Here is a 26506-nt window from a genome sequence, read left to right on the forward strand (position 1 = left end):
TTAACTTTTTTAGTTATTTTATGATACAATGGGTGCAGCTCTACATATAAGAAGATGCACATGTTGAGATTTAAGTCCTTAAAAAATAATTTAATCGTCAGTATGATCTTATTGTTTATCCTTATGGGGATAACTATCGGTGCAAAAATATTGTCTGATGCAAAAAACACTTTGATACAACAAAGGTATCAAGAGCTGGAGATTGCAACGCAGATAAAAAAAAGTTCTATAGAACGTTATATAAAATTTAAAGCAATTGAGTTAGAACTTCTTACCAAAAACACTCAACTTACAGATTTTACTTCATCTCTTTTAAATACCCCTTCAAAACAAACAAACAATCTATATGAAGAAAATGATAGCTATTTCAAAAATTATACACGTTTGCATGAACTCTACGATCTTTTTATAATCGATGCCAAAGATGGACAAATTGTATATACTGCTCTTAAAGAATCGGATTTGGGTAAAAATGTACTTTCTTCTTCCGCTTTAAAGACTACAAAGCTTGCAACGGCATACATACAGGCATTAGAGACAAAAAAAGTTTATATGAGTGATATGGGGATATATACTATTAGCGGCAATAGACCTTTTCTTTTTTGTGCAATGCCTGTAATTGATAAAGATGGAAAAAACTTAGCAGTAGTCGTTATGCAAATATCGTATGAAAATATTTCACGTTTTGTGAATATTGTCGGAGATGAACTGATCAGTAAAGAAGCATATCTGGTAGGTGAAGATTATGTAGTAAAAAGTTCCACACTTCATAATGGAGCCCAGTCCTCTCTTTTTAATACTTTTGGTAAAGCAAAAAATTTTAAAATTCATTCTGAGATTGTTGAACAGGCAGTAAAAAGTGAAAGGCTGAAGTTAATACGGGGTCTAGATTATGATTATCAAGAGGTTATAGCTGTCAGTGTGCCTGTTAATGTACTGGGATTACATTATCACCTGATCACAAAAGTGGACCTTGATGAAGTTTTAACTCCATATCATAATGATGTCAAAAAAGTTGTTCTTCTAATTTTTCTTACTATTTTAGGTGCAACCTTTTTAATGACTATGATCGTAAATGAGATCATGAAAAATGTTTCATATATTAATGAAAATGCCAAAAATATTTCACAAGGGAATTTTACAACTAAGAGCCCTCCAAAGCTTTATATGGAACTAGAACCGATAAATGAAATGCTTCTTCATCAGAGAGATGTACTGCAATCTCTTACAAATTCTGTAACAGAGATAAAAAATGCTATTGAAGAGTTGGAGTATGAAAAACGGATAGATTCCAGAGGATTTGAAGGTGCATATGCCGAGACGGTGGAGACAATAAATGTACTTTTAGAAAAACTATACGACGCTATATGGTTTCAAAGCGGTGTTGCAAATATGATGAATGAAACAGCCTTGGTTGAAGATGTAGAGAGCATCTCAAAAACCGCTTTAGAGTTTTTATCCTCTTATCTCAATATCCCGATGGCGGCACTCTACATTTATGACGACGTAAATGAAATTCTTACACTTAGAGCTTCTTATGCTTATCAAAAATCATCATATTTTAAAGAGTTTTTTGAGTTAGGTGAGGGGAGTGTCGGCGAGAGTGCTTTAGAGAAAAAACGTTTAACGTTACATATAGACGATATAAAAAGTTTAAAAATAAATACTGCAATACTCTCTGTAACTCCAAGAACTATTCTTTGTGAACCGATTATCTATAAATATCAACTGATTGGAGTGATAGAGTTTGCTTTACTTGAAGATCTATCGCACCGTGAGTTGCATTTTTTATCTGAAGCTATACACTCTTTTGCTTCGCTCTTGTATCCGGCTATACAATCCGATCTCACAAAAGAGCTGCTTGCTCAGACACAAGACCAAAAAGCGGAATTGCAAAACCAAAGCGAAGAGTTAAAACAGTCCAATGTAATGTTGGAGGAACAACAACAAAATCTTGAGGTTTTAGCACAGGATTTACAAATTAAAAATGGTGAATTGCAACAAACACAAGATCAACTCTTATTTAAAAATACTGAACTAGAGCGTGCAAATCGTTATAAGAGTGAATTTTTCGCAAATATGAGTCATGAGTTACGTACTCCGCTTAATGCAATTATATTGTTGTCAAAACTCCTTAGCGATGATCTTAAAGCTACTGAGGATGAAGAGGTTGTTAAAAAAATAGGGATAATTCATAAGTCCGGAAATGATCTGCTTCGCTTAATCAATGATATTTTAGATTTTGCAAAGAGCGAAGCCGGAAAACTGGAACTTCACAATAGTGTTTTTACAATTGATACTCTTGTATCTGAATTGCATCAAGAGTTTGATTATTTGGCACAAGAAAGATCGCTTGAATTTTCAGTCTCTAATGAGTATGAAGGCGAGTTTGAAGCTGATTATGACAAACTTCTTCAGGTGTTGCGTAATTTACTCTCCAATGCATTCAAATTTACAGAGAAGGGTTCGGTATCTGTAACTATACTTCAAGATGAAACTCGAAAGAATTTAGTATTTTTGGTCACAGATACGGGGATAGGTATCTCTAAAGAGCAGCAATATATTATTTTTGATCCGTTTCGTCAAGCGGATGGTTCAAGTAGTAGAAAGTATGGAGGTACAGGATTAGGTCTTTCAATCAGTAAAGAGTTTGTTGCTATGATGGGTGGTGAGATTATACTGGAGAGTTCATCAGAACAGGGGAGTCAGTTTAAAATCACAATTCCATTGCAACAAATCAAAACAACTTCAATCCCATTAACAAATAGCTCTGAAAACAGCTTTGAGAAAAACATAACCGAAACGACTATACTTGAAAAACCTGGTCAGAAAAATCCTAAAGCATCTGTCAATCTAGTGGGAAAAAATATTTTAATTGTTGATGACGATGTTAGAAATATTTTCGCACTCTCAGCCCTCTTTGAAAAAACAGGTGCCGGTGTTAAAAATGCTTTTAATGGTACAGAGGCTTTAGAGGTTCTCAAAAAAGAGAAAATAGACCTTGTATTGATCGATATTATGATGCCTGAAATGGATGGGTATGAAACGGTTAAACAGATTCGTAAAGAGTTGGGACTTGAAACTTTGCCGATTATAGTTATTAGTGCTAAGGCTATGAAAGAGGACAGGGAACGTGCCCTTGAAGTTGGAGCCAATGATTATCTGGCAAAACCGATAGAGTTTGAGAACTTAGAGCGTATGGTTGAAAGCTGGTTATACAAAAGATGAAAACGATGTTCCTTAATAGATGTGATGATGAGACACATAAAGTGGTTATCAAGGGTGAGATAGATGAAGAGACAATCTCACAATTGGATATATTTTTAGAAACAACGTGTATAGACCATAAAATAGAGTTGATATTTGAGAATGTTTATATTGTACCGCGAGAAATGGTGGAGTGGTTGAAAAAGTTATTTGCTACAAAAAAATATCCGATCATCAAAGTAGATGTAACACAAGAGAGACTTTATTCATATCTACACTCTTTAGGTATTAAGGTGAACATCTTCTGTGATAAGGAGGGGTATAGCGATATTAAAGTTATAGCTTTGGGTGGGAGTGCCGGAAGTACGTCTATGTTTCAAAAAATGCTTTCATGCATAGTATCTACCGATGTGAGTGTTTTTCTTGTGCAACATGCTAGTTATGAGGGAGAAAGTTTACTCCCTAGTGTCTTACAACGTTTTACCTCTTTAGAAGTTATATCTCCAAAACATTTGCAAAAAGTAGAAAAGGCAAAAGTGTATGTTGCTCCTCCAAACTATCATATGAAAGTTGAAAATGGACATATTGTGCTGGACCAAAGTGCAAGAGTCAATTACTCTAGACCCTCGGTGAGTGTACTTTACAAATCAATCGCACAAGAGTATGGCCCGCATGCCGTATGTATAACAAGTTGTGGATACGGACATGACGGAAGTGACGTTGTTGAGGATGTATTATCAAAAGGGACTTATATAATTGCACAGGAACCTCTGGAGTGCGAAGCAAGGCTCATGCCCTCAAGCATCTCCCAGTCAGGAAAAATTTCCCATATCTTATCTGTAGATGTGATATGTGAGCTTTTAAGAATTTTAAATGACAGTAGCTTTGTAAACAAAGAGCTCCTGTTTTTTAGATTGCTTAAAAAAATTTACGGATACGATTTTACCCATTATAATCTTCAAAGCCTTAAACGACTTCTCAATATTGAGATACAAAGATGTACTAAGGAGAATGAAAATGGTTTTTACCATAGTGTGATTTTGAATAAAGATCGTTTTGAAAAGCTTTTGTTCGCATTAACAGTGAATGTCACGGAGTTTTTTAGAAAACCACACTCTTTTAAAGGTTTAAATCGATTTATACAACAGGAACAAAGCGTCTCTCCTCATTTAAAATTTTGGGTTGCAGGGTGTGCAAGCGGTGAAGAAGCATACTCGTTAGGGATGATGTTGCATGAAGATGAACTCTTGGAAAACTCATTAATCTATGCAACCGACATCAACGAGATGATGGTTCAGATCGCCAGAAACGGTTTATATTCTGTAGAACATCTTGCTACAAATCGTTTAAATGCTCAAGCAGTGCTGCAAAATAAACCTTTTGATGAAAATATACAACTTGAAGATACATTTTTTTCTATCAAAGAGGAGATTAGAAGAAAGATACTGTTCTTTCATCATAACCTCGCTACAGATAGTTCGTTTAATGAGTTTAACTTTATTTTATGTAAAAACGTACTAATATATTTTGATGATGAATTGCAAAATCAAGTTTTTCAACTATTTTACGATTCTTTATCTTTAGGCGGTTATTTACAATTAGGTACAAGTGAAACATTATTATTTGAGTTTAGGGACAGGTTTAAAGTTGTTGACATAGAGAGCAGGATTTTTCAAAAGGTAGTATAAGATGAAAAAGTATCATTTATTATGTGTTGATGATGATGAGGTAAATCTTATTTCCCTGAGAGCTGTTCTTGACAAAGTACCTGAGTTTGAAATCCATTGTGCAAAGTCTGCGCAAGAAGGATTGAAATGGCTTTTAGAGCATAAAGTCGATCTCCTCTTACTCGATATTATGATGCCGGAAATCGACGGATTTGAGATGGCATCTTTAATCAGAAAAAAGCCCTCCTTATCCCATATCCCAATAATCTATGTAACTGCAAGAGATGATGATACGGTTGTCAAAGAAGCCTTTAACAGAGGTGGGAACGATTATGTATCAAAACCTATCCGAACAGAGGAATTAATAGCCCGTATCTGGATGCAGATACGGCTGATGACAAAAAAGCAAGAGATTCGTCAAAAGTTAAGTTTGATCGAATATATGATGGAAATACAACCCAATATGGTTATTGTTACGGACGGTCATAAACTCATTAAAGCAAATAAGCCTTTTTTTGAGTGTTCAGGTTATGATTCTGAAGAGAGTTTTAATATTCACTATCATGATATCTCATCTTGTTTTGATGAACACGGAGACTCTCAAGAGTCCTTGTCACAATTTATAGAAAAAACAAGAGAATCTAAACATGCTTCTACCATTATGAATCTGAAGTTTGAACAACAAGAAGAGTCGATAACGGTCAAAGCAGATGCCGTATGCATGGGAAATGACAATGATGTTTTAATAACTTTTACAGATATAAGTGAGCTCCAAGAAGAGAACGATATGTTATGGCATGATGTTCTACACGACTCGCTTACGGGACTTTATAATCGCCGTAGATGTAATGAAGAGTTACAACATCAATGTGCTCAGGCAAAAAGGTATGGACACACTTTTTCGGTACTCTTTTTTGATATCGATAATTTTAAAGATGTAAATGATACCTACGGACACCCAAAAGGGGATGATGTTTTGCGTACTATAGCAAAAAACATCAGCTCATTAAGACAAAGTGATTTAGTATGCCGTTTCGGTGGTGAAGAGTTTTTAATTATACTACCGCAGACACACCTTAAAGATGCTGTCTCGGTGGCTCAAGAGATTCGAAAAAGTATTGAAGGTGATACTTCCCATGGACTTGAACGTGTTACATGTAGTTTTGGAGTTGTCGAGTATCAAAAAGGGGATACACCTATTACTTTGTTGGAAAAAGTAGATAAAGCTTTATATCAAGCGAAATCCCGTGGAAAAAATTGCGTGGAACATCTATGAAAAAGCATCTCTATAATATACTGTGTATTGATGATGTGGAAGATAACCTCTATGCATATGAGTTGATATTGTCTAAAATAGAGGAGGTTAAAGTATTTAAGGCCTCTAGCGGAAACGATGCACTCAAAATGTTGTTACGCCAAGAGATTGACCTTATACTCTTAGATATTCAAATGCCTGAGATGGATGGGTATGAGGTTGCTAAACTTCTTAAAAGTACACATCAAACGCAACATATCCCTATTGTATTTATTACAGCGGTTTTTAAATCTGAAGAGTTTATTGCAAAAGGGTTTGAAGTAGGGGCAGTGGATTATCTTACAAAACCTTTGGATGACAACTTACTTATAAACCGCATCTATCTTTACCTCTCAATCTTTAAACAAAAAAGACAGGCTGAAGAAAATCTTGAACTGTTTTACATGATCGCTCAAGGGATAGGTGATGGGCTTTATGTAACTAACAAAAACGGAATTTTAGAGTTTATCAATGATACAGCGCTCGATATTTTAGGGTATACACAAGAGGAGCTTTCAAACCTCTCTATACATGAGAAAATACATGCCTACGATATAAGGGGACATAAAGTCCCGCAATCTGAATGCCCTATACATAGTGTTGGACTTATTAACGGTGTAAGCAGAATAGATGAAGATATCGTTCGCACTAAAAATGGGACTTTACTACCGGTGATGAGCATCTCCTCTATAATACAAGGCTCGGATCATCAACCAAAGATAGTGACACTCTTTCGTGATCGAACAAAAGACCTTGAATATAAAAACTTGCAGAAGCATATAATAGATTCTAAAAATGAGATGCTCTGGATGCTTATCGATGCCATAGATAAACGCGATCCTTATACTGCCGGACATACAAAACGTGTAGCCATCTACTGTGAACTTATAGCAAAAGGGATGGATTACTCAAAAGAGGATATTGACTTACTTATAGATGCAGCCCATTTACATGATATAGGAAAGATATCAACTCCTGATGTTATCTTGTTAAAGCCTACACACTTTGAGGCTGACGAATATGAGATAATGAAACTGCATTTGCAAACCGGATATGAACTTTTAATGCAAACCGATGATTATAAAGAGATTGCCGAAGTGATGAGATATCATCATGAGCGGTGTGACGGGACAGGGTACCCAATGGGGATCTCAGGAGATGCAATACCGCCACTTGCCAGAATAATGATGGTTGCAGATGCATTTGATGCAATGACGACTAATAGAATCTATAAAAAGTCTAAAAGTGTCTCAGAAGCATTAGCTGAAATCAAACAGTGCTCAGGTAAACAGTTTCATCCAGAAGTGGCGGAAACTGCCCAAAGAGTCTTAAAAGATATAAATATACAGCAGTATCATGATCAAACGCCTAATACACCTATAGAAGAGAAACGTTTTGCATTCTTTTACCATGACAGGTTAACGGGGAGTTATAATGCCGAGTATCTTCCTGTTGTTCTTGAAAGTGATTATGTAGATCAAAAAGTTTATATTTATAAACTAAATACACATAAGATGAATCAATACAATAGAGAGCATGGTTGGGAAGCGGGGAATTTGCTTTTAAAATCTCTATGTAATGAAATCGTAAAAAAATTTAAACATAAACATGTTTTTAGAATCTCCGGAGATGATTTTTTGGTGATATCAAAAGAGAACGATATTAATGAGATTTTATCTTTAAGTGCATACTTGAAGAAACAAGCTCTTTATCTTGAGATATCTTTAGCAAAATACACTCTTGAAAAAGAGGATAGAGACTATTCTAAACTGCTTTTAGAATTACAGTAACGTTATCTTGTTTCTTCCATCACTTTTAGATTGATATAAAGCAGTATCTGCACGTTTAATAGCTGTATAAATATTTTCATCATCTTGCAGTAATGTTGCCCCTATACTACATGTAATTTGCCCGGCAGTTGTAAAACTGTAGTTTTTAATGGCATTTCTTAGTTTTTCAAGTACTGTAGTGATAAGTGAGCTCTCCTGTAAGGAGATAATTAAAATAAACTCTTCTCCACCCCAACGTATGAGTGTATCGCTCTCTCTTATAGAGTTTTGGATAACTTTAACAAACTCTTGTAAAATAACATCCCCTACATCATGTCCATAAGTATCGTTCACTTTTTTAAAGTAATCAATGTCTAAAAAAGCGACTGCTTTGAGCATATCATTATGGCGATTGTTTTTTGTAAATTTATCGATATTTTGATGAAAATAGGTACGATTATATGTTCCCGTTAAAGGGTCATGCGTTACTTGTTCTTCAAGAAGTCGCTGCTGCTCAATAGATTCTGTTATGTCATTAAAATCGATGATAAACATTTTCGAAGCTGCTATTGATTGTACAGATACTTGGAATATAGTTAGTTTGTCATCTTTAGAACGAATCGCTACATTTCTCTCTTTTTGAGGAAGTTTTTGAATATCTTCTATCCATTTTGAATTTTCATCAGGACCTGGATAAAAGACCCCTTTAATATTGACAAAAGTATCACAGATGCATGAAAAATGTTTAAAAAATTGATCACTGTCTCCAAAATTAAAAAAATCTAAGCCGGTTTTATTAATGAATGTGAGATCCTCGCCGTCACTAAGCACAATAATAGTAGATTGCATATTGAGCATCATCTCTAGAAATTTTTGTAACTGGTGTACATGAAGGTGGGTCTGTACCCTTGCTATAAGCTCTTTGGGATTAAAAGGTTTAGTAATATAATCATTTCCCCCTACATCAAATCCTGTAACGATGGAGTCCTCATTTTTTTGAGAGGTAAGAAATATAATAGGGATGTGATCGTATTTTTTTTGTTCACGAATCTTCTTTGCTACTTCAAAACCATTTATACCGGGCATTTGAATATCTAGGAGTATAAGGTCTATATCAAACTTTTCGACTGCCATCAGTGCTTTTGTACCGTTATGTGCAACACGGAGATCATATCTGTCGGTTAAAATATTTGAAACAATATCCACATTTGTTTGTTCATCATCTACAACAAGAACAATGGGTTTATTATCCATTTGAGATCTCCTTTGCTATTTCCGGTAAAGCTGTCTGTAACTCTTCTTCGTTAAATGTCTCAAAAAGTTTTTTAATATGTTCGGTTTTGTTTTCTGAAAGATAGAATTGTAACGTATTTAATAAAGTCGTAATCTCTTTTTGATCTATATATTGCATCTTTTCAATCTGTTTTGTGATTTTATTGATCAGCTCTAGCACCTCATTTTGAGTTAATTTTTCTCTATCTGTAGTAGTTACAAGAGGTATGATCTTTGTTTTTATCTCATATAAAACATTTTGGAGCGTATCGATGTATGTTGATACACGTTCGGAAGTCACTCCTGCTTCTTCAATATCTACAGCTTGTTGATAGAGTGTATCTATATGAAGATTTCCACTTGCTCCTTTGATTTTATGTATCAAAGCATAGAACTCAGTAAGGTCATTTTTATAAAGCTTCTCAATGATTGTAGGCGTATTTTCATAGGAGTTATAAAAATTTTGGTAGAGAGAATAAAGAGTTGACGTATCTATTGTAAGCGTTTGTTGGAGTTTCTCAATATTGATCCCCTCAAGTTGCAGTGCCGGTTCCTCTTGAATCTCCTCCGGTGCTTTCGTATTTACCGAAAAATAGAGTTTAACTATATTGTCAAGTGCTGTTTTATCTATCGGTTTTGCAAGGTGTCCATTCATACCGGATGTAAGTGTTAACTCTTTGTCTTTTTCTAAAACAGCAGCACTTAGGGCAATAATCGGTGTAATAAAATCAAATGTTCGTATCTTTTTAGTAGCATTAAACCCATCCATAACAGGCATCTGTAAATCCATAAAGATAATATCATAGTGATTTGCTTTTGCCATTTCAACAGCTTCTGCACCGTTATTGGCTATAGTAACGTCAAAGCCGTACGCTTGTAGGTAGATAGAAGCAACAAGCTGGTTTACTTGATTGTCCTCTACAAGTAAAGCGTTTTTTGGAGTATTGAGTTTTAACTGAAGATTGTTAAGATCTTTTTGTTGTTGAGCAGCAGTTTTTATATCATGAACAGTATTCTCTTGATCTAGCTCTTCATGATATTTAAAAGTGATGATAAAGTAAAAACTACTTCCTTCATTCTCATGGCTTTCTACCCATATATCTCCGCCCATGAGTGATACTAATCTTTTACAGATCTTAAGTCCTAGTCCAGTACCTCCATATTTTCTTGTAGTAGAACTATCCCCTTGCTCAAATGCTTTAAAAAGTTTTGATTGGTGCTCTTCAGGGATCCCTATACCGCTATCTTGGATGATAAACTCAAGGGTAATATCGCTATCTGTTTTGTTGAGATTTTTAATATCTAAACGTATAAAACCTTTAGGCGTAAACTTTATTGCATTACCGATTAAGTTATTTAGTACTTGTGTAAGTCTTAGTGAGTCACCGATAAGATGATTTGGAATATCTTCATCTATATTAACTATAAAATTTAAACCTTTTTCATGTATCTGTAAACTGAAAAGATCGCTAATAGTTTTGAGCAGTGTATTTAGTTGGAAATCAACCGGTAATATATCTACTTTACCCGCTTCTATTTTTGAGTAGTCCAAAATATCATTAATAACATGTAAGAGTGCATGAGATGAAGAGTGCACTTTATTGAGATAATCCCGTTGCGTATGATTTAGATCTGAATTTAGCACAACATCAGTAAGTCCGATGATACCATTAAGCGGCGTACGGATCTCGTGAGACATATTTGCTAAAAATTCCGATTTTGCCTGATTGGCTTTATCTGCAGTTTGTTTTGCTTGCAGGAGTGCTATCTCACCCTCTTTTTGTTCTGTTACATCTGTAATATAGCCGATAAAGTGAGTTATATTTCCCTCTTTGTCTTTTTGTGTAACAGTATAGTCAAGTACCCAGCGGATCTCTCCTGACTTTGTAATGATACGGTAAGGTTGGTGCCTAAAGAAATCAAGGTTTTTTTCGACAGCTTCTTTTACTTCATCAGTTACTCTTTGTATATCCTCTTTATGGATACATTCTGCATAAATAATATCGTTGGCCAAGAAGTTCTCTTTATCGTATCCAAGGAGTCGTTTAACATTTTCTGAAGCATATACGATACTCCACGATTTATCGTTTTCCCATTTAAAAAGAACAGAGTCCCCTTTGTCAAAAAGTGAAAGTAAAGAGTTCTGTTCTGCAAGTAATTCCTCTTGTTGTTGTTGTAGTCTCTTCTCTTGTGTAATATTTCTTGCGGATGCATAGATATAATCTTGGTTATCAATATGGATCTTTACCGCAGAAATAGATGCGAGATAAGTAAAACCGTCTTTTCGTGTATGTGTTCTTTCAATGTTGATAGGTGTTGTACTAAGTTGTTTAACTATCTCTTGAAATTGTTCCATAGTAAAGTCTTTATCCCAATCAAAGACAGTTAAGTTTTGCATCTCTTCATCACTATACCCAAGTAGTTTTTTGCTGACCTCACTATACTGTAACAGTTTTCCCGTCTCAACATCAAGAATGAAAATCCCGTCGGATGCTAAATCCATAAGACTTTTATAACGGTTTCTTTCTTGATTAATCTTGTTTGTTAACTCTTGAATGTATGAGATGTCATATACAGTTCCAAGAGAACGTACAGGGTTGCCTAATGTATCATACTCGGTATCACATTGTTCTTGAACGTATTTGACTTTTCCATCACTAAGTAAAAGGCGGTGTTCAATTTTATAACCTTTTTTATTCTCTAAAGATTGGATGTATGCATTGTTTACCCGCTCTCTGTCATCTGGATGGATAATTTCTAAAAAGGCTTCGTAAGAGGGTTGAAACTTCTCTTTGTCTAATTCAAAGATATCATATATCTCATCAGACCATGTCAACTCGTTTTTAGCGATATTGTATTCCCATATACCCAGTTTTGCTATCTTTTTTGCTTGGGAGAGTTGGTCAAGGGCTTTGTTTAGCTTGATCTTGTTTTCTTTCTCTTGAGTGATATCTATAATGATCGAAAAGAGCAGTTCACCTATGTCTGTTTTAATAGGGGAAGAGTGAACCTCTACAGTCCGAATCTCACCTGATTTTAGTTGATGCTCAAATATGAAAAAGTTTTCATCATTATTATAAGCTTCGTTTTGTTTACGCTTTATATGATCATCACTTAAAGTATTTATTTGTCCTATGCTCATACTGCAGAGTTCATCATGTTTATATCCGTAAAAACTTTCTGCACTTTTATTTGCATCTATAATCGCTCCGTTTGTTGGATCGATAAGGAGCATAACAGCGTCATGGTTTTGGAACATATTGTTAAAACGTTTATTGAGTTGTTGGAGTTTACCTTGCAGTTTTTTATCATCATCTATATCAACATGTGTTCCGGCAATAAGTAAAGGACGGCCGTATTCATCTTTTGTAATCATTTTAGCACGTGAAAGGATCCATTTGTAACTACCGTCTTTACATCGTAAACGAAACTCTATCTTAAAGTCTGTCGTAGCATTTCGAGCCAGCTTCTGTGCCTCTTCTTTAGCAAAACTATCATCAGGGTGTAAAAGTTCTTCCCATACACTGAAGTTGTTGTCAATCTCATCATCTTCATAGCCAAGCATCGCTTTCCAAGAGGGACTGAAATAAACTTCATTTGTTTGTAAGTTCCACTCCCAGTAACCGTCTTTTGTAACGGATAGTACATTTTGCAGGCGGTTAAGGGTTGTCTCCGTTAGATCATTTGAGCGCATAACGGTTTGCTCCAGTGTGTACCTTTCGGTAATATCGATATGTGTACCCGTCACTAAGGTAACATTGCCATCTTTATCTGTTTGAGCAATTTGTCCGCGATCGAGTAACCAGGCATATGTACCGTCTTTACGCTGGACTCTTATCTCGGAATGATAGTGTGGTATTTTCCCCTCAAGCATAGAGACAAATTGTTTCGAGGCTTTTTCAAAATCTTGCGGATGGACGATTTTTTTCCATAAAGTAAGATCAAGTAGAATTTCATTCGGCTTATATCCGAGAATTTTATATATCTGGTCAGAGATGTAAAGTTTTTGCGTTGTCGGATAAAACTCCCAGTAAGTATCACCGTTAGCCTCCATAAACTGAATCATTTTTTTTGTTGCTTCTGAAAAATTAGGAGGGGTGTTTTGGTTATCCATGATTATATTTCTCTTTTATCACTTTTTATATACTATTTATTATACTCAGTGTTTTTATAAATGTTATATTCTGTGGAAGTGTTTTGGAGGATTTATCACAGAGTAGGATTTAATGTAGCAAATTTTCCCACTTGTGCATTTAATTCCTCTTTTAATAGAAGATAGTTGAGTTTGTATTGTAAAACTTTTTTCTTTATCTCAAGAGTCTGTATCTCCCTTTGATTGAGAACAAAAAGGTTGCTGCTGCCTACAAGATATTTTTTATTTTCCGCATTTTCAAGCTGTGTAGCGAGAGTAAGTTCTGTTTGTGCATTGTCTATATTTTGTTTGAGCAGATTTAAAGAGTTGATAATATTTGTTAAAGAAGTTTTAATTTCACGCTCTTTTTGTTGTTGGAGCTTTTCTATGTTTGTTAAAGATTTTCCAATAGTTCCCAGTTGCGCTTTGTATCTGTTTCGCTCGATAGGAAAAGCAAGATCGAAAGAGAGTTTAAAACCGTTGTCGTATTTAAAATCATGTACACCGTACAAAGCGACATTAACCTCCGGGTATTGCAGCAGATTGGCATTCTTTTTTTCTAAAAACAGTTTCTCTTTCTCATACTCCAACATTTTTAGATCGGGTCTGTTCTGTTTAGCCTCATTGATCGCATTACTCAGCAATATATTTTCAACAGGTGTTTTTAGAACATCAACAAAATCGTATTTTTGCAAAAATGTTTCTTTTGAGATATTGAGATATTTTACAAAGTTTTCAAAACTGTTCTCATACTCTGTACCAATTGCCAGATACCTCTGTTTTCTATTTATAAGCTGTTGCTCCGCTTCGATCAGAGCTATCTTTGGAAATAAACCGGAATCTATCTTCTGCTCTATAAAGCTTTTTCGTTTTTGTGCTTTTTGTAAAAGCTCTTTTTCATACTTAACAAGAAGTTTATTGTAAAGTACACGATGGTAGTTATTTAAAACTTTGAGGTAAAAGAGGCGTAGATTATTGTTTGAACTATATTCTGTCCTTGAACTCTCAATCAGTGCCAGATCCAAGTTTGTCTTTTTTGTATTGGTGCCTTGGAGCAGGGCGTTTATCGGCATTTTAACACCAACTAAAACCTCACCCTCATCACCTGTTTTGATATTGTTATACTCTTGAGTCCCTTCTGCTTTTCTGTATGTAGCTATAAACTCCATCCCATTCTCGATCGGTTTTTTTACCGCAATATCATAGTACTCTCCGGTACTTGCAGGGTATTCTTTATGATCGTACTTTGCACTTAGTGTCGTATCGAACGCACTTTGGTGATAGTTCACTCTCTCTTTTGCTACATACTCCTGGTTTAAGAGCGGGTAGACAAAAGGGTTTGTCTCGTTGAGATATTGTGTAATAGTCGTAGATTTAAAGAGCTCTTTTGCATCTAAAAAAGAGATAGCGACTAAAAAAAGTAGTAATCTTCTCATTAGTACTTCTCTCTATCCGGGTGCACCATCTGTGGCGGCAGGGCATTCATTAAACGCCATAACTGATACCAAATAGGCACTGTTGAGAGTCTCACCCATGCACTTGCTTGTGTTCCGATGCGCAGCTCATCACCTTTTGGCCAAGGCTCTTTTGGATCTTCAACTACATATGCGTAGTAGTACCCTTGTTCGTGAGAGATATGCTCAACTTTTTTGACAATTCCGCTAAATGAACCAAACTGTATCTTCGGCCATCCGCTGATCTGCAGTGCAGGCCAACCGTAGAACATAATTCGGACAGGCAGACCCTCTTTGATCAAAGGCATATTAAAGTCAGATACTTTTAACCGGAGTGCTTTTTGTGTCACGCTCGGAGAGAAGTGTAGAATCTCTTCCCCTTTTTTAAGATATCTGTTTTTGTCATTTTTAAATACTCTTACAACATAGCCGTCTTTTTGTGCGATTACTTCTGCATTTTTATAACGTTCTATGGCAATCGATTGTGTACTAAGCTGTTGGTTGAGATTTTTGAGCTTACTTTTTACCGTTAACGTCGTGTTCTCAATTGTATGGAGCTTATTAGTTGTTTGACTGAGAAATTTTGCTTTCTCTTTTTCTAATATACCCATATTTTTTTTCTCAATCTCAATATCGAGATCGATTTTTTTGAACTCTGCATTTGCTTTTATATAGCTGTTTTCAACCTTTTCAAAAGTACGTTTAGACTCTATCCCCTCATTATAAAGAGTTTTAATTCTCTCATAGTTTGCTTTTTCGATCTCATGGTTTTTTTCCAGAGATACTTTTTTAAACTCCAAGCTCTTTATCTTGTTTTGAACCTGTTTTACCTTCTCTTCATAAACCTCTAAACCATGCTCAAGGTAGTTTTGGGTTTGATGGTGTTGTTTTTCAAGGTTTTTGATCTCAAATGTTGTGTTTTCTATCTGATGCTCTAAATTTTGTTCAATCTGTTCAAGTTTATGTAGATAGTTTGTATCGAGATCCACCATCTTAAAAAGGGACTCACCTTTTTTTACAAACTGATTCTCCCCAACATAAAACTTCTCTACAAAACCGTCAACAGGTGCTAAGATCGAGTAATCTCTTTGTGTTGGGTCTAGGGCGATTATGCTCCCTTTGCCTTTTACCGTTTGTTGCCAAGGTAAAAAGAGCATAGAAAAAAGGATGAGTACTATAGTAAAACTAAATATCCATATCTTTTTAACAACAGGGCTGAGTTCAACTTTATTGACAACGTTAAACTGATACTTATCCATTTTGCTGCTCACTTAACGATAAAGATAGTTTGTCTACTTTGTAGAGACCTTCAACGATGTCGTAAATATAGTCTATCTGTTTTACAAATCCTTTGAGGGCATTTGTAATAGAGACTACAATAATTTCAGCCGCTACAAATTCACCAAGGGGTAAATGACCGTTGATTACCAGATAACCACCTAGAATCAGGAAACTGCTAAATACGATTCCCTCCATAATAAATGTGAGTGTAAGTTGTCTGATAATCACTCTAAACATATTGATTCTTGAATCTACAAAATCACTAAGATAGCCGTCAAACTCTTCTAGAACCTCTTTTGGAGTTCCCTCTTTGTATGGAATATGCTGAAGATAGTAGATCGAAGAGTGTTTTGCATCTGAACGGGCAATAGCATAGTTAATCCCGTTACGTCCAAGCAGAATAATCAGCACAAAAAATAGAAAAAATAAAAAAAATCCTGCACTAAAAAGGTAGGGATTAAAAGCAAGAAGTAGCAGTAAACTTACTATTACTTTAATAATAAGACCTGTTCCGTCAAGGAGTAAAACCGGGAAAACCTTTTGGATTGAAGTGATGTCAAAAAAGTAGTTCATCAGTTTATCCATAGAGTGCTTTGTCTCCAGCGCCGCTTTTTGCAAAGCAGTAGCCATTGTAGATATCTTTATACCGCTGCTGACAAAGATTTTTTGTTGAAACTTTTCAATGATGTACTCTTTCATGATTTGTAACATCGTTGTAAGTATAAAAATTACAATTACGATCAAACCTAGTATAAATACGGAAATAGAACTATGTGCTAACACGCTGTTGATGATAAACACGGATGCAAGGGGAATTGATAAAACCAAAATTGCTTCAATAGCAGAATAGTATAAAAGATAAAATATATTTTTTTTATCTTGGGTAACTATTTCGGCAATATTTTTGAAAATTTTTTTTTCTATACTCATTTAGTATACAACCTTTAAAAAAGTTTATTATTATATTGTCAAATAGAAAATATCATTTAAACAAATGGAACTATTATGATTTTTTAAAAATAAAATGAACTTTAAAAATTGTAGCATAAATACAGAGTGTATATTTGTTAATAATAATTATTTTTAATAAAAATAAAATAAAAATGTGATACCATTCAAGCGAAAATTTTTACGGAGTGTATTGATAAATGTTATTTGGAAACAGTAAAGAGCTTGAATTAGAGTTGGCCAAAAAAGAGAATCGAATTAAAGAATTAGAGTTAGCCTTGAAAAAGTCAGAGACTCAGATAGAGGAGTTAAAATATAAAGCGAATAACTCCGAAACAGACAAAATAATGAATGAGTTGATAAAGTCATTGACGGGTAATCTGACTGAAGGGTGTAACAGAGATCTTCATTATCTGCAAAATGACTTGACAGACAATGTATCGGCACTCGAAGATATCACGGTGAAAAATCAAGAAAGTTTGGATTTTACTTCAGAGTGTTCTACTGAAATCGACAAGCTTGTTGAGATTTTACATACTTTGCTTGAACATATTACACATACCTATACACAAGTTGAGACACTTAACAATAGTGTTGAAAATATTACAGATGTTATTAACCTAATTAAAGATATTTCCGATCAAACAAATCTCTTAGCACTTAATGCTGCTATTGAAGCTGCTCGTGCCGGTGAACACGGTCGTGGTTTTGCCGTGGTTGCCGATGAAGTAAGAAAACTGGCTGAGCGTACGCAAAAAGCAACTTCAGAAGTAGAAATTACCGTTCAGGGACTTAAACAAAACACTCAAGAGGTACATGAACACTCTCGTGCTATGGAGACGTTATCACACCAGTCAAATGATCAGATGAACCTTTTTCAGCAAAAAATGGTGCACCTAAAAGAGAATGCAACGGTGATAGAACAAGAAACAACTGATGTTACATATGCCATCTTTACAATCCTTAGTAAACTCGATCATCTTCTGTTTAAAGCAAACGGTTATAAAACGGTATTTAGACAAGAGGTTCATACAGATTTTGCAAGTGAAAAAGAGTGTAGACTTGGAAAATGGTATGACAACGGTATCGGATTTGAAAAATTCAGTAAGTGCCCGAGTTATGCACAAATGGCAGAGCCGCATAAAGAGGTACACGATAGTATTAAAAAAGCTGTTGAGTGTGTAGAAAAAGGAACTTGTACGCAAGAATCGCAAAATGTAATGACATATTTTAATCAAGCTGAAGAGGCAAGTAAAAAGGTTATAGAACTCTTAACAAAGCTTCTAAAAGAGGAAAAAAGTATAAGACATACCCTTTAATCACTTTTTAAACAAATACTTAGGATAATAGGCACATATCAAGTAGAGAAGAAAGGTATCTAATGCATATTATTCGATATTTAATTATTCTTGTGATAATCAGTGCATTAAATGGTAATGAGCCTCAAAAAGTATCTCAAAATAAAAAGATAGCTTATTTAGTATCTGATTTAAAAATCCCTTTTTGGGATATTATGAGAAAAGGGATTGTATACAAAACAAATACACTCGGTTATGAACTTCAAATATATGATGCTCAAAACAGTTTAGAAAAAGAGTTGAAAAATACCGTAAAAGCAATTAAAAGCAAAGTAGACGGTATTATTGTTTCACCTCTAAACTCCTCCTCCTGCGTCACAATTTTAAAACTGGCAAAGCGTGCAAATATTCCGGTAGTTATCTCTGATATTGGAACCGACAAGGGGGAGTATGTCTCCTATGTCGCATCGAACAATCAGCAGGGTGCTTATGCTATAGCAAAAGTTTTAGTTAAACAGATGAAAGCATTGGGCTGGGAAAATGGAACTGTCGGCATTATAGCGATTCCTCAAAAACGTTCAAACGGAAAAGCCAGAACAGCAGGCTTTTTAAAAGGACTTTACGAAAACAACATCAGAAGCAGCAGTCTAAAACAGCAAGTAGATTTTTCTTACAAAGAGACTTACGATTACACTATGCAAATGATAAAAGCAGATCCAAACTTAAGAGCTATATGGCTCCAAGGATCAGATAAGTACACGGGAGCACTCGATGCTATCAAAGATGCGAGAAAAAGTGGTGAAATTTTACTCGTTACATTCGATGCCGAGCCTGTCTTTTTAGAGTTGATACCAAAAGGTGTAGTGATAGGTGCAGCTATGCAACAGCCATTTTTAATGGGTGAGAAAGCGATGTCTTTGTTAGATAAACACCTCAAAGGCAAGGTTGTTAAAAAGAGCATAGAATTACCGGTACTTGCAATTTCTAAAGAAAATATAGGTGCAAAGTTAGATGTAATAAAGAGAAATGTTTTAGGATTAGATTCAGATGATAGATAGGTTAAGATTTAATTCATTACATGTACACCTGAGTATCATTATTGTTGTAACTGTTTCGATCTTCTTTGGTTTTTACTCTTTATACCTTTATTCGCAAACAAAAGAAGAGGTTGATCACCAGATGAAGAGTGAGCTTACCAGAAACATTGAGTCCGTTTCTGGAAGTATTGCAAGGTATATGGATGCATATTCTCCAAATGAGTATCAAAAAATTGTTATTGATTTAGTCAAAAAGCAAAATATTGCAGCAATAATTATTGATGATTATAAGATGAAAAAGATTCTAGGGGAAAAAGATTACAAAGTGGGGTATATTAAAGAGAAAAATGTAACTGCTGAGATAGATTTTAACGATCGTAAGCAATTATCCTTACTTAATCATCCATATTATAAAGAGACTATTGAACTTAAAAATATAAATGGTCAAAAGCTGGGAGAGATCACTTTTTTCTTATCGAATGAGGTGATAAAAAAAGAGATTGAAAAGATTATTGAACAAAATCTTTTTTTAGCTATTTTAACTTCCCTATTTATGATCTTTATACTTTTTATCTCTATCAAGTATTTTATTTTAAATCATTTAACACGTATAGTTGATGTTATTAGTTACTATGACCAAGATGGTATCCCTATCGGTGAAATAGAGAGTGAAGGCTCTTTTGAGATCCGTTATATTATTGACAGAATCAATACAATGATTAAATTGATCAAGAAATCGCGAGAAGAACTTCAAACAAACTATGAACTTTTACAAACTGAAAAAGATAGATTTCAGCTCACTATTAAAGCTACAAATGACGGTATCTGGGATTGGAATCTTAAAACTGATGAAGTGTTTTTTTCAAAACGCTGGAAAAGTATGTTAGGTTACTCTGAAGATGAGATTACCAACGATGTAAACGAGTGGGAGAAAAGAGTCCACCCTGATGATCTGGAAAAAGCACTCTCTGACCTTGATGCACATCTTAACGGCAAGACACCTGTATATGAAAATGAGCACAGAGTACAGCATAAAGATGGACACTGGTTATGGATTCTAGATAGAGGGAAAGCTTTATTTGATGAAGAGGGTAAGCCATATAGAATGTTGGGGTTTCATACCGATATGACACAACGCCATAAGTTTATAGAGTCTTTAAAGGTGGAGCAAGAAAGATATAAAAGCTTACTTGAGTTATCGAGTGACGGGATCCATTTAATCGATCATGACGGTAAGCTGTATGAGTATAGTGAGTCATTTTTGAAAATGTTGGGATATACAAGAGAGGAAGCAAAAAATTTAAATGTGAGTGACTGGGATGCTAAAATCCCTAAAGAAGAGATCAAAGCATTTATTCAAAAACTAATAAAAGAACCTCAATCTTTTGAAACGATACATAAACGTAAAGATGGTTCAACATTTATTGTCAGTATCAATGCTAAAGGGATAGAAATAGGTGGGGAACAATATATCTATGCATCTGCAAGAGATGTCACAAAAGAGAAACAGCATCAACTGGAGATAAGAAGAAAATTACAAAGGTTCGTAGATACTCAAAGTTCTATTGTAATTTTAACAAACGGTAAAGATTTGAAATTTGCCAACAATACTTTCTTAGACTTTTTCGGTTGTAAAAATATTGAAGAGTTCTTAGAAACATATAGATGTATCTGCGATAAATTTATAGAACAAGAGAAGTTTTTTCATTTAGGAAAAGTACAAGAAGGTGAGAAGGATTGGATAGATAGCTTATTGCATCTTAGCGGCAGACAAAGAGTTGTTGCCATGAAAAACAGTGAAGGTGTAATACATGCATTTAATGTTGCAATTAATAAGTATGAAGGTGATGAGTATATTGTAAACTTTACAGATATTAGTGACACTATGAGTGAAAAATTTGAATTAGCACAACAAGCATCTGTAGATACACTGACAAATGCGTACAATAGAATGTATTTTAATCAAAATATAGAGTATATAGTAAACCATCATACAAAAAATAATATGAATACCGGCATTATCATGTTCGATATCGATAAGTTTAAAGATGTTAACGATACATATGGGCATGACGTAGGTGATTATGTATTAAAAACATTAGTACAGATAGTACAAAGATATACAAGGACAAACGATAAAGTGATCCGTTGGGGTGGTGAAGAGTTTATTATTGTATGTGCTACAAGCGGAGAAGATACGTTAGAGAAGATAGCCGAGTATCTCCGCAGTACAATTGAAAACTATAAGTTTGACTATGTTGAGAAAGTTACGTGTAGTTTTGGTTGTGCCGTTCATGAACTTGACAGAGATATATTAAAAACTATCAAAGAAGCGGACCAAAAACTTTATCAGGCAAAAGAGCAGGGTAGAAACAGGGTTGTATGTTAAAACGATTGTAGGGAAAAAGTAAAAAAGAAAGATTCTGCAGAAGCTAAAGGCCTCTACAGATTCGAAATAAAAGAGCGTATAGCTTATTCAGCTACTTCAACAACAACTGGAGTTGATTCCCAGATACCGTGTTTAGTACAGTAACCGTGAGCAACTAGGTTTAGTTTTTTACCCATTGGACGGATGTTGAAAGTTACTTCAGCGTGAGATTTTTCATTTCCTAATGTACCTGGTACGAAAGAAGCAGAAGCTAATTTAGTTTCACCGTTGAAAAGAGTGATAGATTCGATGAAGTGATCGAAATCATCAGGGTGAGTATATTCTTGACCCATTTTTACATTTACTGCAAGCATTTCACCTTTTTTAGCTTCACCTTCTACTGTGATGAATGGAGAGTGACGATCAATAAGGTCTTTTTTCGCTTCTCTTTCTACTGTATCAATATCAACATATTTGTTAATTGTTGGCATTTTCTATCCTTTTTTTAATTTAATTGTAGTATTGTAACCATAAAAACTTTTAGCAAAACATAAATAAGAGTATATTTGTCTTATTTAAGTCTTTTTTTATTTTTTAAAGTTACTTTCCTCTATTATAACAGGATAAAAGTAACCGTATCCAAAATCTTTATCTTTTTCCAATTTTCCCGATGCATACACAATATCTCCGGGTTTAGGTGTATTTTGTGTTGTTGTAAAGACAAGGTCATCCATATTTTTAAATCTGCTGCCATCTTGGATATGTACCCAGTTTTTTCCCATAATTCCCGAAGAAACTTTAGTGACTTTTCCCCTTACGGTTACCTTCTTAGCTACATATTTCTCACGGTTTTTAAACATTTCAGCTACTGTAAGCGTGTTTTTCATTTTGTATTGTGATGTCAAAATATCGGGTTTAAATTGGATTGTTTCTTGTGTATGTCCGGAAGTCGAAGTATCCCCTGCAAACAAGATGTTGTCAAAAGTACGGTTGAGTGTTTTTGAGTGAAAGTTTTTCATCCACCCTTGTTCAGTAAAAGAGATCTTAGAGCCTTTTTTGACGTCTCTTTGTGTCATTGCGATCCAGTAAGTGTTTTTTCCGTCATCAACTTTCATGTATGTATAGCCGCCGCTATTCATACTCTCTAGTACTTTTGCTGTGTGTGGAGTTGCAGCATAAAGTGAAACCCCAAGCAGCAGGGCAAGTGCAATCTTTTTCATCTTTTAAACCTTTTTTATTAAATTGTACATCAGTTTGAATAACAGGTGTACAATATAAGTATTTAAAATATTAAATAGGTAAAAAATGGGTGAAGAAAAGGTTACATTATATCTCCACCACATTGTAACTCTTCAAACCATGTTAGAAACTTATTTACATCTTCCCCTTTAAAAACTGCACCGTGTTGGGGAGCGATCATATCTACGTCATATTTTCGTACATTGTGGACCCATTTTTTTGTGAAGTGGTTTCCTGCCATATAGCGTTTATGAAATGCTTCAAGAAGTGTTAGGTGACTTTCAAAGTCATTAACCTCTTTGTAAATATCGTGTACCGGCATTACGGCCGCACCTATATCTCCGCTAAAGAGAATTTTTGAACGACTGTCGTATACTGTGAAGTTCCCCGGTGAATGGAGAAAGTGTGCCGGTATAAATTGCAAATAGTTTTCACCAAAACTAATTTTTGCGCCAGGATCAGGTAAAGGCATAATACGCTCTAAGTCCATAAGTCCGTAATGACTCATAAATCTACTCCAAAGACCTGAAATAATTATTTTTGCCGTAGATGATACACTCCATTCTGCAATGGAACCTGCAACATCCGGATCTTGGTGAGAATAAAAAACATATTTTAGTTTATCTACACCTAAATGGCGTTCTACTGCATCATACATCTCATTAAAAGCTGACTGACTTCCCGGATCGATTAAAATACCGCTGTTGTTTTGAATGATCAAAAACTGGTTAACTGCAAGATAACTTTCTTCTTGTTCTTCGTCATCAAAACTAAACATAATGCACTTATGCACACCGTCATCGTAAAGTATTGTTTCATTTTCCATATTGTAATCCTTTAAATTCTCTGATTAACGCCATTTGACGTTTTGATAAATAGTTAATCAAATTTTTTTGTGTAGTAGGCTTTGGCTCAAGTTTAACCACGACGTGAAATTCATGCTTCTCCTCTGTAATGTACAGTATCTTACCTTCACAGTTTATGATCAACGGTTGTCGTCCTCCGGAAGTAAAAACCATATCAACAATCACTTTCTCTTCCGATTTAAAACCTGCAGGGAGTGAAAGAAGAGCAAGACGTGCAGCATCTACAGAGATATTGAGTATTTTGACGTTGTCGCCAAACTTATGTCCTTCATAAAAAAGTGAAACTTTATGATCATCTTCCGGAGTAAGACGGATCGATTTACGTTGTGTAGGGGATGCTGTTAAAAATTTGAAACTAGCGACACTTATACTTTGTTCTTCATAATTGACACTTTTTATTGACTGACAGAGAATATCTGCAGGGAATAGAGAGTGTGAAAGTATTAACTTACCTTCATGATGGGCACATCTTTGTTGCAGGTATGTAGTTTGAAGAGCAACTCTGTTCTCATCAGCCTGTACAATAATCCCCTTATTTGTTACGGTCAGACCCTTATACAAATTAAACAATTTTATCTCTGTATGGTTTCTTTGTATAGATTGCAATAGATTGATGAATGTTGATTGGTTTGTTTCCTCTTCGTCAAGCTGGGACTGCTTTTCATCAAAAAGTTTTAACAGATTGAGATCGGTAATATCATCTAAAGAGACAAGGTAGTAATTGTCCTGACCTTCAATTTTCGTCATTCTAAAAACAAAATGGTGAAATTCATGTTCATGATTGATCAACTTAACATGATAAAGCTTATTTAGATTTTCAAGAGCTTCTTCGTACCAGCTACGCTCTTGCGTATTGTAAAGAAAGTTTTTATGTTCAAGAAAAGTATCTCCAATAGAATGGTGCTCTATGTTAAAACTTTCTATATCATCAACTTGGAAAAAATTTAAAAACGTTTCATTAACAATGATAGGCTGGTCTTCTTTATAAAGCATAAGGAGATTATGTTGAGAGTTAAAAATAGTCTCTACATAAAAGTCAAAGAGCTTTTGCTCTGTTAGAAGTTTGACCTCATTCAGGGCATCCAAAAGTGCTTGAAGGAGTTTATCAGTAGCAAGCGGTTTTTTTAAAAAACGATAAACACCAATATCCAAAGCTTTGTGTAAAGTTTCAGAATTTTCATTAGGAGCTGTTACAATAACCTTTGTATGGGGTGCTAGCTTATGAATACTGCTTGCCATCTCAAAACCGTCCATATAGGGCATTTCAATATCTGTCACTACAATAGACGGATGAATAGTACGAAAAGTTTCTAATCCTTCTTTGCCATTACCGGCAGTATAAATTTCATCGAAGAATTGTTCAAAAAAATGGGTTGCTTTCTCACGTAAACGTTGGTTATCCTCTACGTATAACAACTTTACGTTTTTTGTCAGTTCTTTAAGTTCCAATAACTTATGTTTATCTATATTCAAACTCATGTGATAATCATATCAAAAAAATCTTCAAAATTTTACTCAAAACAGCATCCGGTTTAATATAAGTTATCGTAATAACGTAATTAGTTTATTTACATAGTTTTCATTTATTTCGCTGGACATCTTTTTTTTCATTATCATTAATGCATCAAAGCTTGAATAGTTTTCTCTAAAAGTTCTTTTCGTTGTTAATGCATCAAAAATGTCACATACACATAAAATCTGTGCATAGATAGAGATCTGTTGTCCAATGAGATAATTTGGGTACCCGGTACCGTCTAATTTTTCATGATGAGATTCAATAGCTTGTAAAATCTCTCTCTTTTTAATCCCTAACTCCTTAACAAGCTCTACACTTTTAAGCGGATGGGATTGCATCTCATCGATCTCATTTTGCTGTAAATCAGACGGTTTATCTAAAATCTCTTTGGCAATATTTAGTTTACCGATATCGTGTAAAACAGCAGCCATTGCGATCTCTATTAACTGTGAATGTTGCATTCTCAGCTGACGTCCTAAGAGAACTGAAAGTACGCAAACATTTACATTATGTGATGCAACCGTATAGGTGTCTTGAAACAGACTGATAAGTTTCCCTATAGAGATGTTTGATTGCTCTATGGTTGAAACAAGTTCTTCAGCCCAATGAAGCAACTCCTCTTTTGTAATACCTGAAATCCCCTGTGCAAAAAAAGAATCCATCAGTTTTACACCTTCTTTATAAACTTTTTTTAGTTCAAGGTGAGATGTTTTTTGAAGAGTGCTTTTTACCTTTGCTTGTATGATAGATGAAGCAAAAGGTTTGACAATATAGTCATACGCACCTAGTGATAACGCTTTTTTTACCGATTCTACTTCATTGGATCCGGAGACAAAAATAATTGGAATTTCAAGTTCAAGTTCCTTATTTAAATATTCGGCAACTTCAAAGCCGTTTTTATCAGGCATCCGAATATCGAGTAATATCAAATCGGGGTGTATTGATTGTGCAGATTCAATTGCTTTAGAAGCATTATCTGAAAGGTAAACATCATAGTCATTTCCCAGGATTACATTTAAAAAGTGTAAGTTAGTACTTTCATCATCGACAACAAGGATCTTTTTTTGTGTATATTTCATTAACTGTTGAACTCTTCTAGTTTTAATCTAATATGAGTTAATTGTATCATATATTTGAATCCCCTATGATTAATTAACG

17 protein-coding genes and 1 pseudogene are annotated in these 26506 nt (G+C 34.7%); 8 read left to right on the forward strand and 10 right to left on the reverse strand.

The genetic code is table 11. The features are described from left to right. Positions 1–102 precede the first annotated feature (102 nt). From QWY88_RS01865 to QWY88_RS01880, 4 genes are read left to right on the forward strand one after another with little or no spacing between them, the layout of a single operon-like run. The gene (locus QWY88_RS01865) at positions 103–3228 is read left to right on the forward strand and encodes a response regulator (protein ID WP_304543465.1); all 3126 of its coding nucleotides are present in this window, start codon (positions 103–105) and stop codon (positions 3226–3228) included. Next, positions 3225–4895: a CheR family methyltransferase gene (locus QWY88_RS01870; RefSeq protein WP_304543467.1), complete on the forward strand. Its 1671-nt coding sequence runs from the start codon at positions 3225–3227 to the stop codon at positions 4893–4895. Before QWY88_RS01865 ends, QWY88_RS01870 begins: the two co-directional genes overlap by 4 nt. Before the next feature lies 1 nt (position 4896). Next, the gene (locus tag QWY88_RS01875) at positions 4897–6150 is read left to right on the forward strand and encodes a diguanylate cyclase (protein WP_304543469.1); all 1254 of its coding nucleotides are present in this window, start codon (positions 4897–4899) and stop codon (positions 6148–6150) included. Further along, positions 6147–7958 carry an HD domain-containing phosphohydrolase gene (locus QWY88_RS01880; RefSeq protein ID WP_304543471.1) on the forward strand — a complete coding sequence of 604 codons (1812 nt, stop codon included), beginning with the start codon at positions 6147–6149 and terminating at the stop codon, positions 7956–7958. The genes QWY88_RS01875 and QWY88_RS01880 overlap by 4 nt, the downstream gene beginning before the upstream one ends. Here the strand turns inward: QWY88_RS01880 and QWY88_RS01885 are convergent. From QWY88_RS01885 to QWY88_RS01905, 5 genes are all read right to left on the reverse strand, one after another. Then, positions 7950–9191: a diguanylate cyclase gene (locus tag QWY88_RS01885; protein WP_304543473.1), complete on the reverse strand. Its 1242-nt coding sequence runs from the start codon at positions 9189–9191 to the stop codon at positions 7950–7952. The genes QWY88_RS01880 and QWY88_RS01885 overlap by 9 nt on opposite strands. Beyond that, positions 9184–13323 (reverse strand): PAS domain-containing protein, encoded by a 4140-nt coding sequence (locus QWY88_RS01890; RefSeq protein WP_304543475.1) that lies wholly within the window; start codon positions 13321–13323, stop codon positions 9184–9186. Before QWY88_RS01890 ends, QWY88_RS01885 begins: the two co-directional genes overlap by 8 nt. A 95-nt stretch (positions 13324–13418) precedes the next feature. Beyond that, positions 13419–14777: a TolC family protein gene (locus tag QWY88_RS01895; RefSeq protein ID WP_304543477.1), complete on the reverse strand. Its 1359-nt coding sequence runs from the start codon at positions 14775–14777 to the stop codon at positions 13419–13421. Further along, the gene (locus tag QWY88_RS01900) at positions 14777–16054 is read right to left on the reverse strand and encodes an HlyD family secretion protein (RefSeq protein ID WP_304543479.1); all 1278 of its coding nucleotides are present in this window, start codon (positions 16052–16054) and stop codon (positions 14777–14779) included. The genes QWY88_RS01895 and QWY88_RS01900 overlap by 1 nt, the downstream gene beginning before the upstream one ends. After that, positions 16047–17006 (reverse strand): ATP-binding cassette domain-containing protein, encoded by a 960-nt coding sequence (locus tag QWY88_RS01905; protein WP_304543481.1) that lies wholly within the window; start codon positions 17004–17006, stop codon positions 16047–16049. Before QWY88_RS01905 ends, QWY88_RS01900 begins: the two co-directional genes overlap by 8 nt. Before the next feature lie 365 nt (positions 17007–17371). Here QWY88_RS01905 and QWY88_RS11635 point away from each other — a divergent pair. The 4 genes and pseudogenes from QWY88_RS11635 to QWY88_RS01920 form a co-directional block, all read left to right on the forward strand. Further along, positions 17372–17911, forward strand: a pseudogene (locus QWY88_RS11635) (methyl-accepting chemotaxis protein); the annotation flags it as partial. After that, positions 17912–18343 (forward strand): CZB domain-containing protein, encoded by a 432-nt coding sequence (locus QWY88_RS11640; RefSeq protein WP_369811209.1) that lies wholly within the window; start codon positions 17912–17914, stop codon positions 18341–18343. Between the two features lie 62 nt (positions 18344–18405). Further along, complete coding sequence (locus QWY88_RS01915; RefSeq protein WP_304543485.1) at positions 18406–19380, forward strand: substrate-binding domain-containing protein; 975 nt, start codon at positions 18406–18408, stop codon at positions 19378–19380. Then, a complete protein-coding gene (locus QWY88_RS01920) occupies positions 19370–21748 on the forward strand; it encodes a sensor domain-containing diguanylate cyclase (RefSeq protein ID WP_304543487.1) in 2379 nt (792 codons plus the stop codon). Before QWY88_RS01915 ends, QWY88_RS01920 begins: the two co-directional genes overlap by 11 nt. 83 nt (positions 21749–21831) lie before the next feature. Here QWY88_RS01920 and QWY88_RS01925 read toward each other — a convergent pair whose 3' ends face one another. The 5 genes from QWY88_RS01925 to QWY88_RS01945 form a co-directional block, all read right to left on the reverse strand. After that, entirely contained in the window at positions 21832–22218 is a 387-nt protein-coding gene (locus QWY88_RS01925) for a class II SORL domain-containing protein (RefSeq protein ID WP_304543489.1), read from the reverse strand. Positions 22219–22314: 96 nt separating this feature from the next. Beyond that, a complete protein-coding gene (locus QWY88_RS01930; RefSeq protein ID WP_304543492.1) occupies positions 22315–22947 on the reverse strand; it encodes an OB-fold nucleic acid binding domain-containing protein in 633 nt (210 codons plus the stop codon). A 101-nt stretch (positions 22948–23048) separates the two neighbouring features. Further along, positions 23049–23792, reverse strand: coding sequence for an oxygen-binding di-iron domain-containing protein (locus tag QWY88_RS01935; RefSeq protein WP_304543494.1), 744 nt, complete (start codon positions 23790–23792; stop codon positions 23049–23051). Beyond that, positions 23782–25311 carry a response regulator transcription factor gene (locus tag QWY88_RS01940; protein WP_304543496.1) on the reverse strand — a complete coding sequence of 510 codons (1530 nt, stop codon included), beginning with the start codon at positions 25309–25311 and terminating at the stop codon, positions 23782–23784. Before QWY88_RS01940 ends, QWY88_RS01935 begins: the two co-directional genes overlap by 11 nt. 63 nt (positions 25312–25374) lie before the next feature. Further along, a complete protein-coding gene (locus tag QWY88_RS01945) occupies positions 25375–26427 on the reverse strand; it encodes a response regulator (protein ID WP_304543498.1) in 1053 nt (350 codons plus the stop codon). Between the last annotated feature and the right edge of the window lie 79 nt (positions 26428–26506).

Source organism: Sulfurimonas sp. hsl 1-7 (genome assembly GCF_030577135.1).
GTDB classification, from domain to species: Bacteria; Campylobacterota; Campylobacteria; order Campylobacterales; family Sulfurimonadaceae; genus Sulfurimonas; species Sulfurimonas microaerophilus.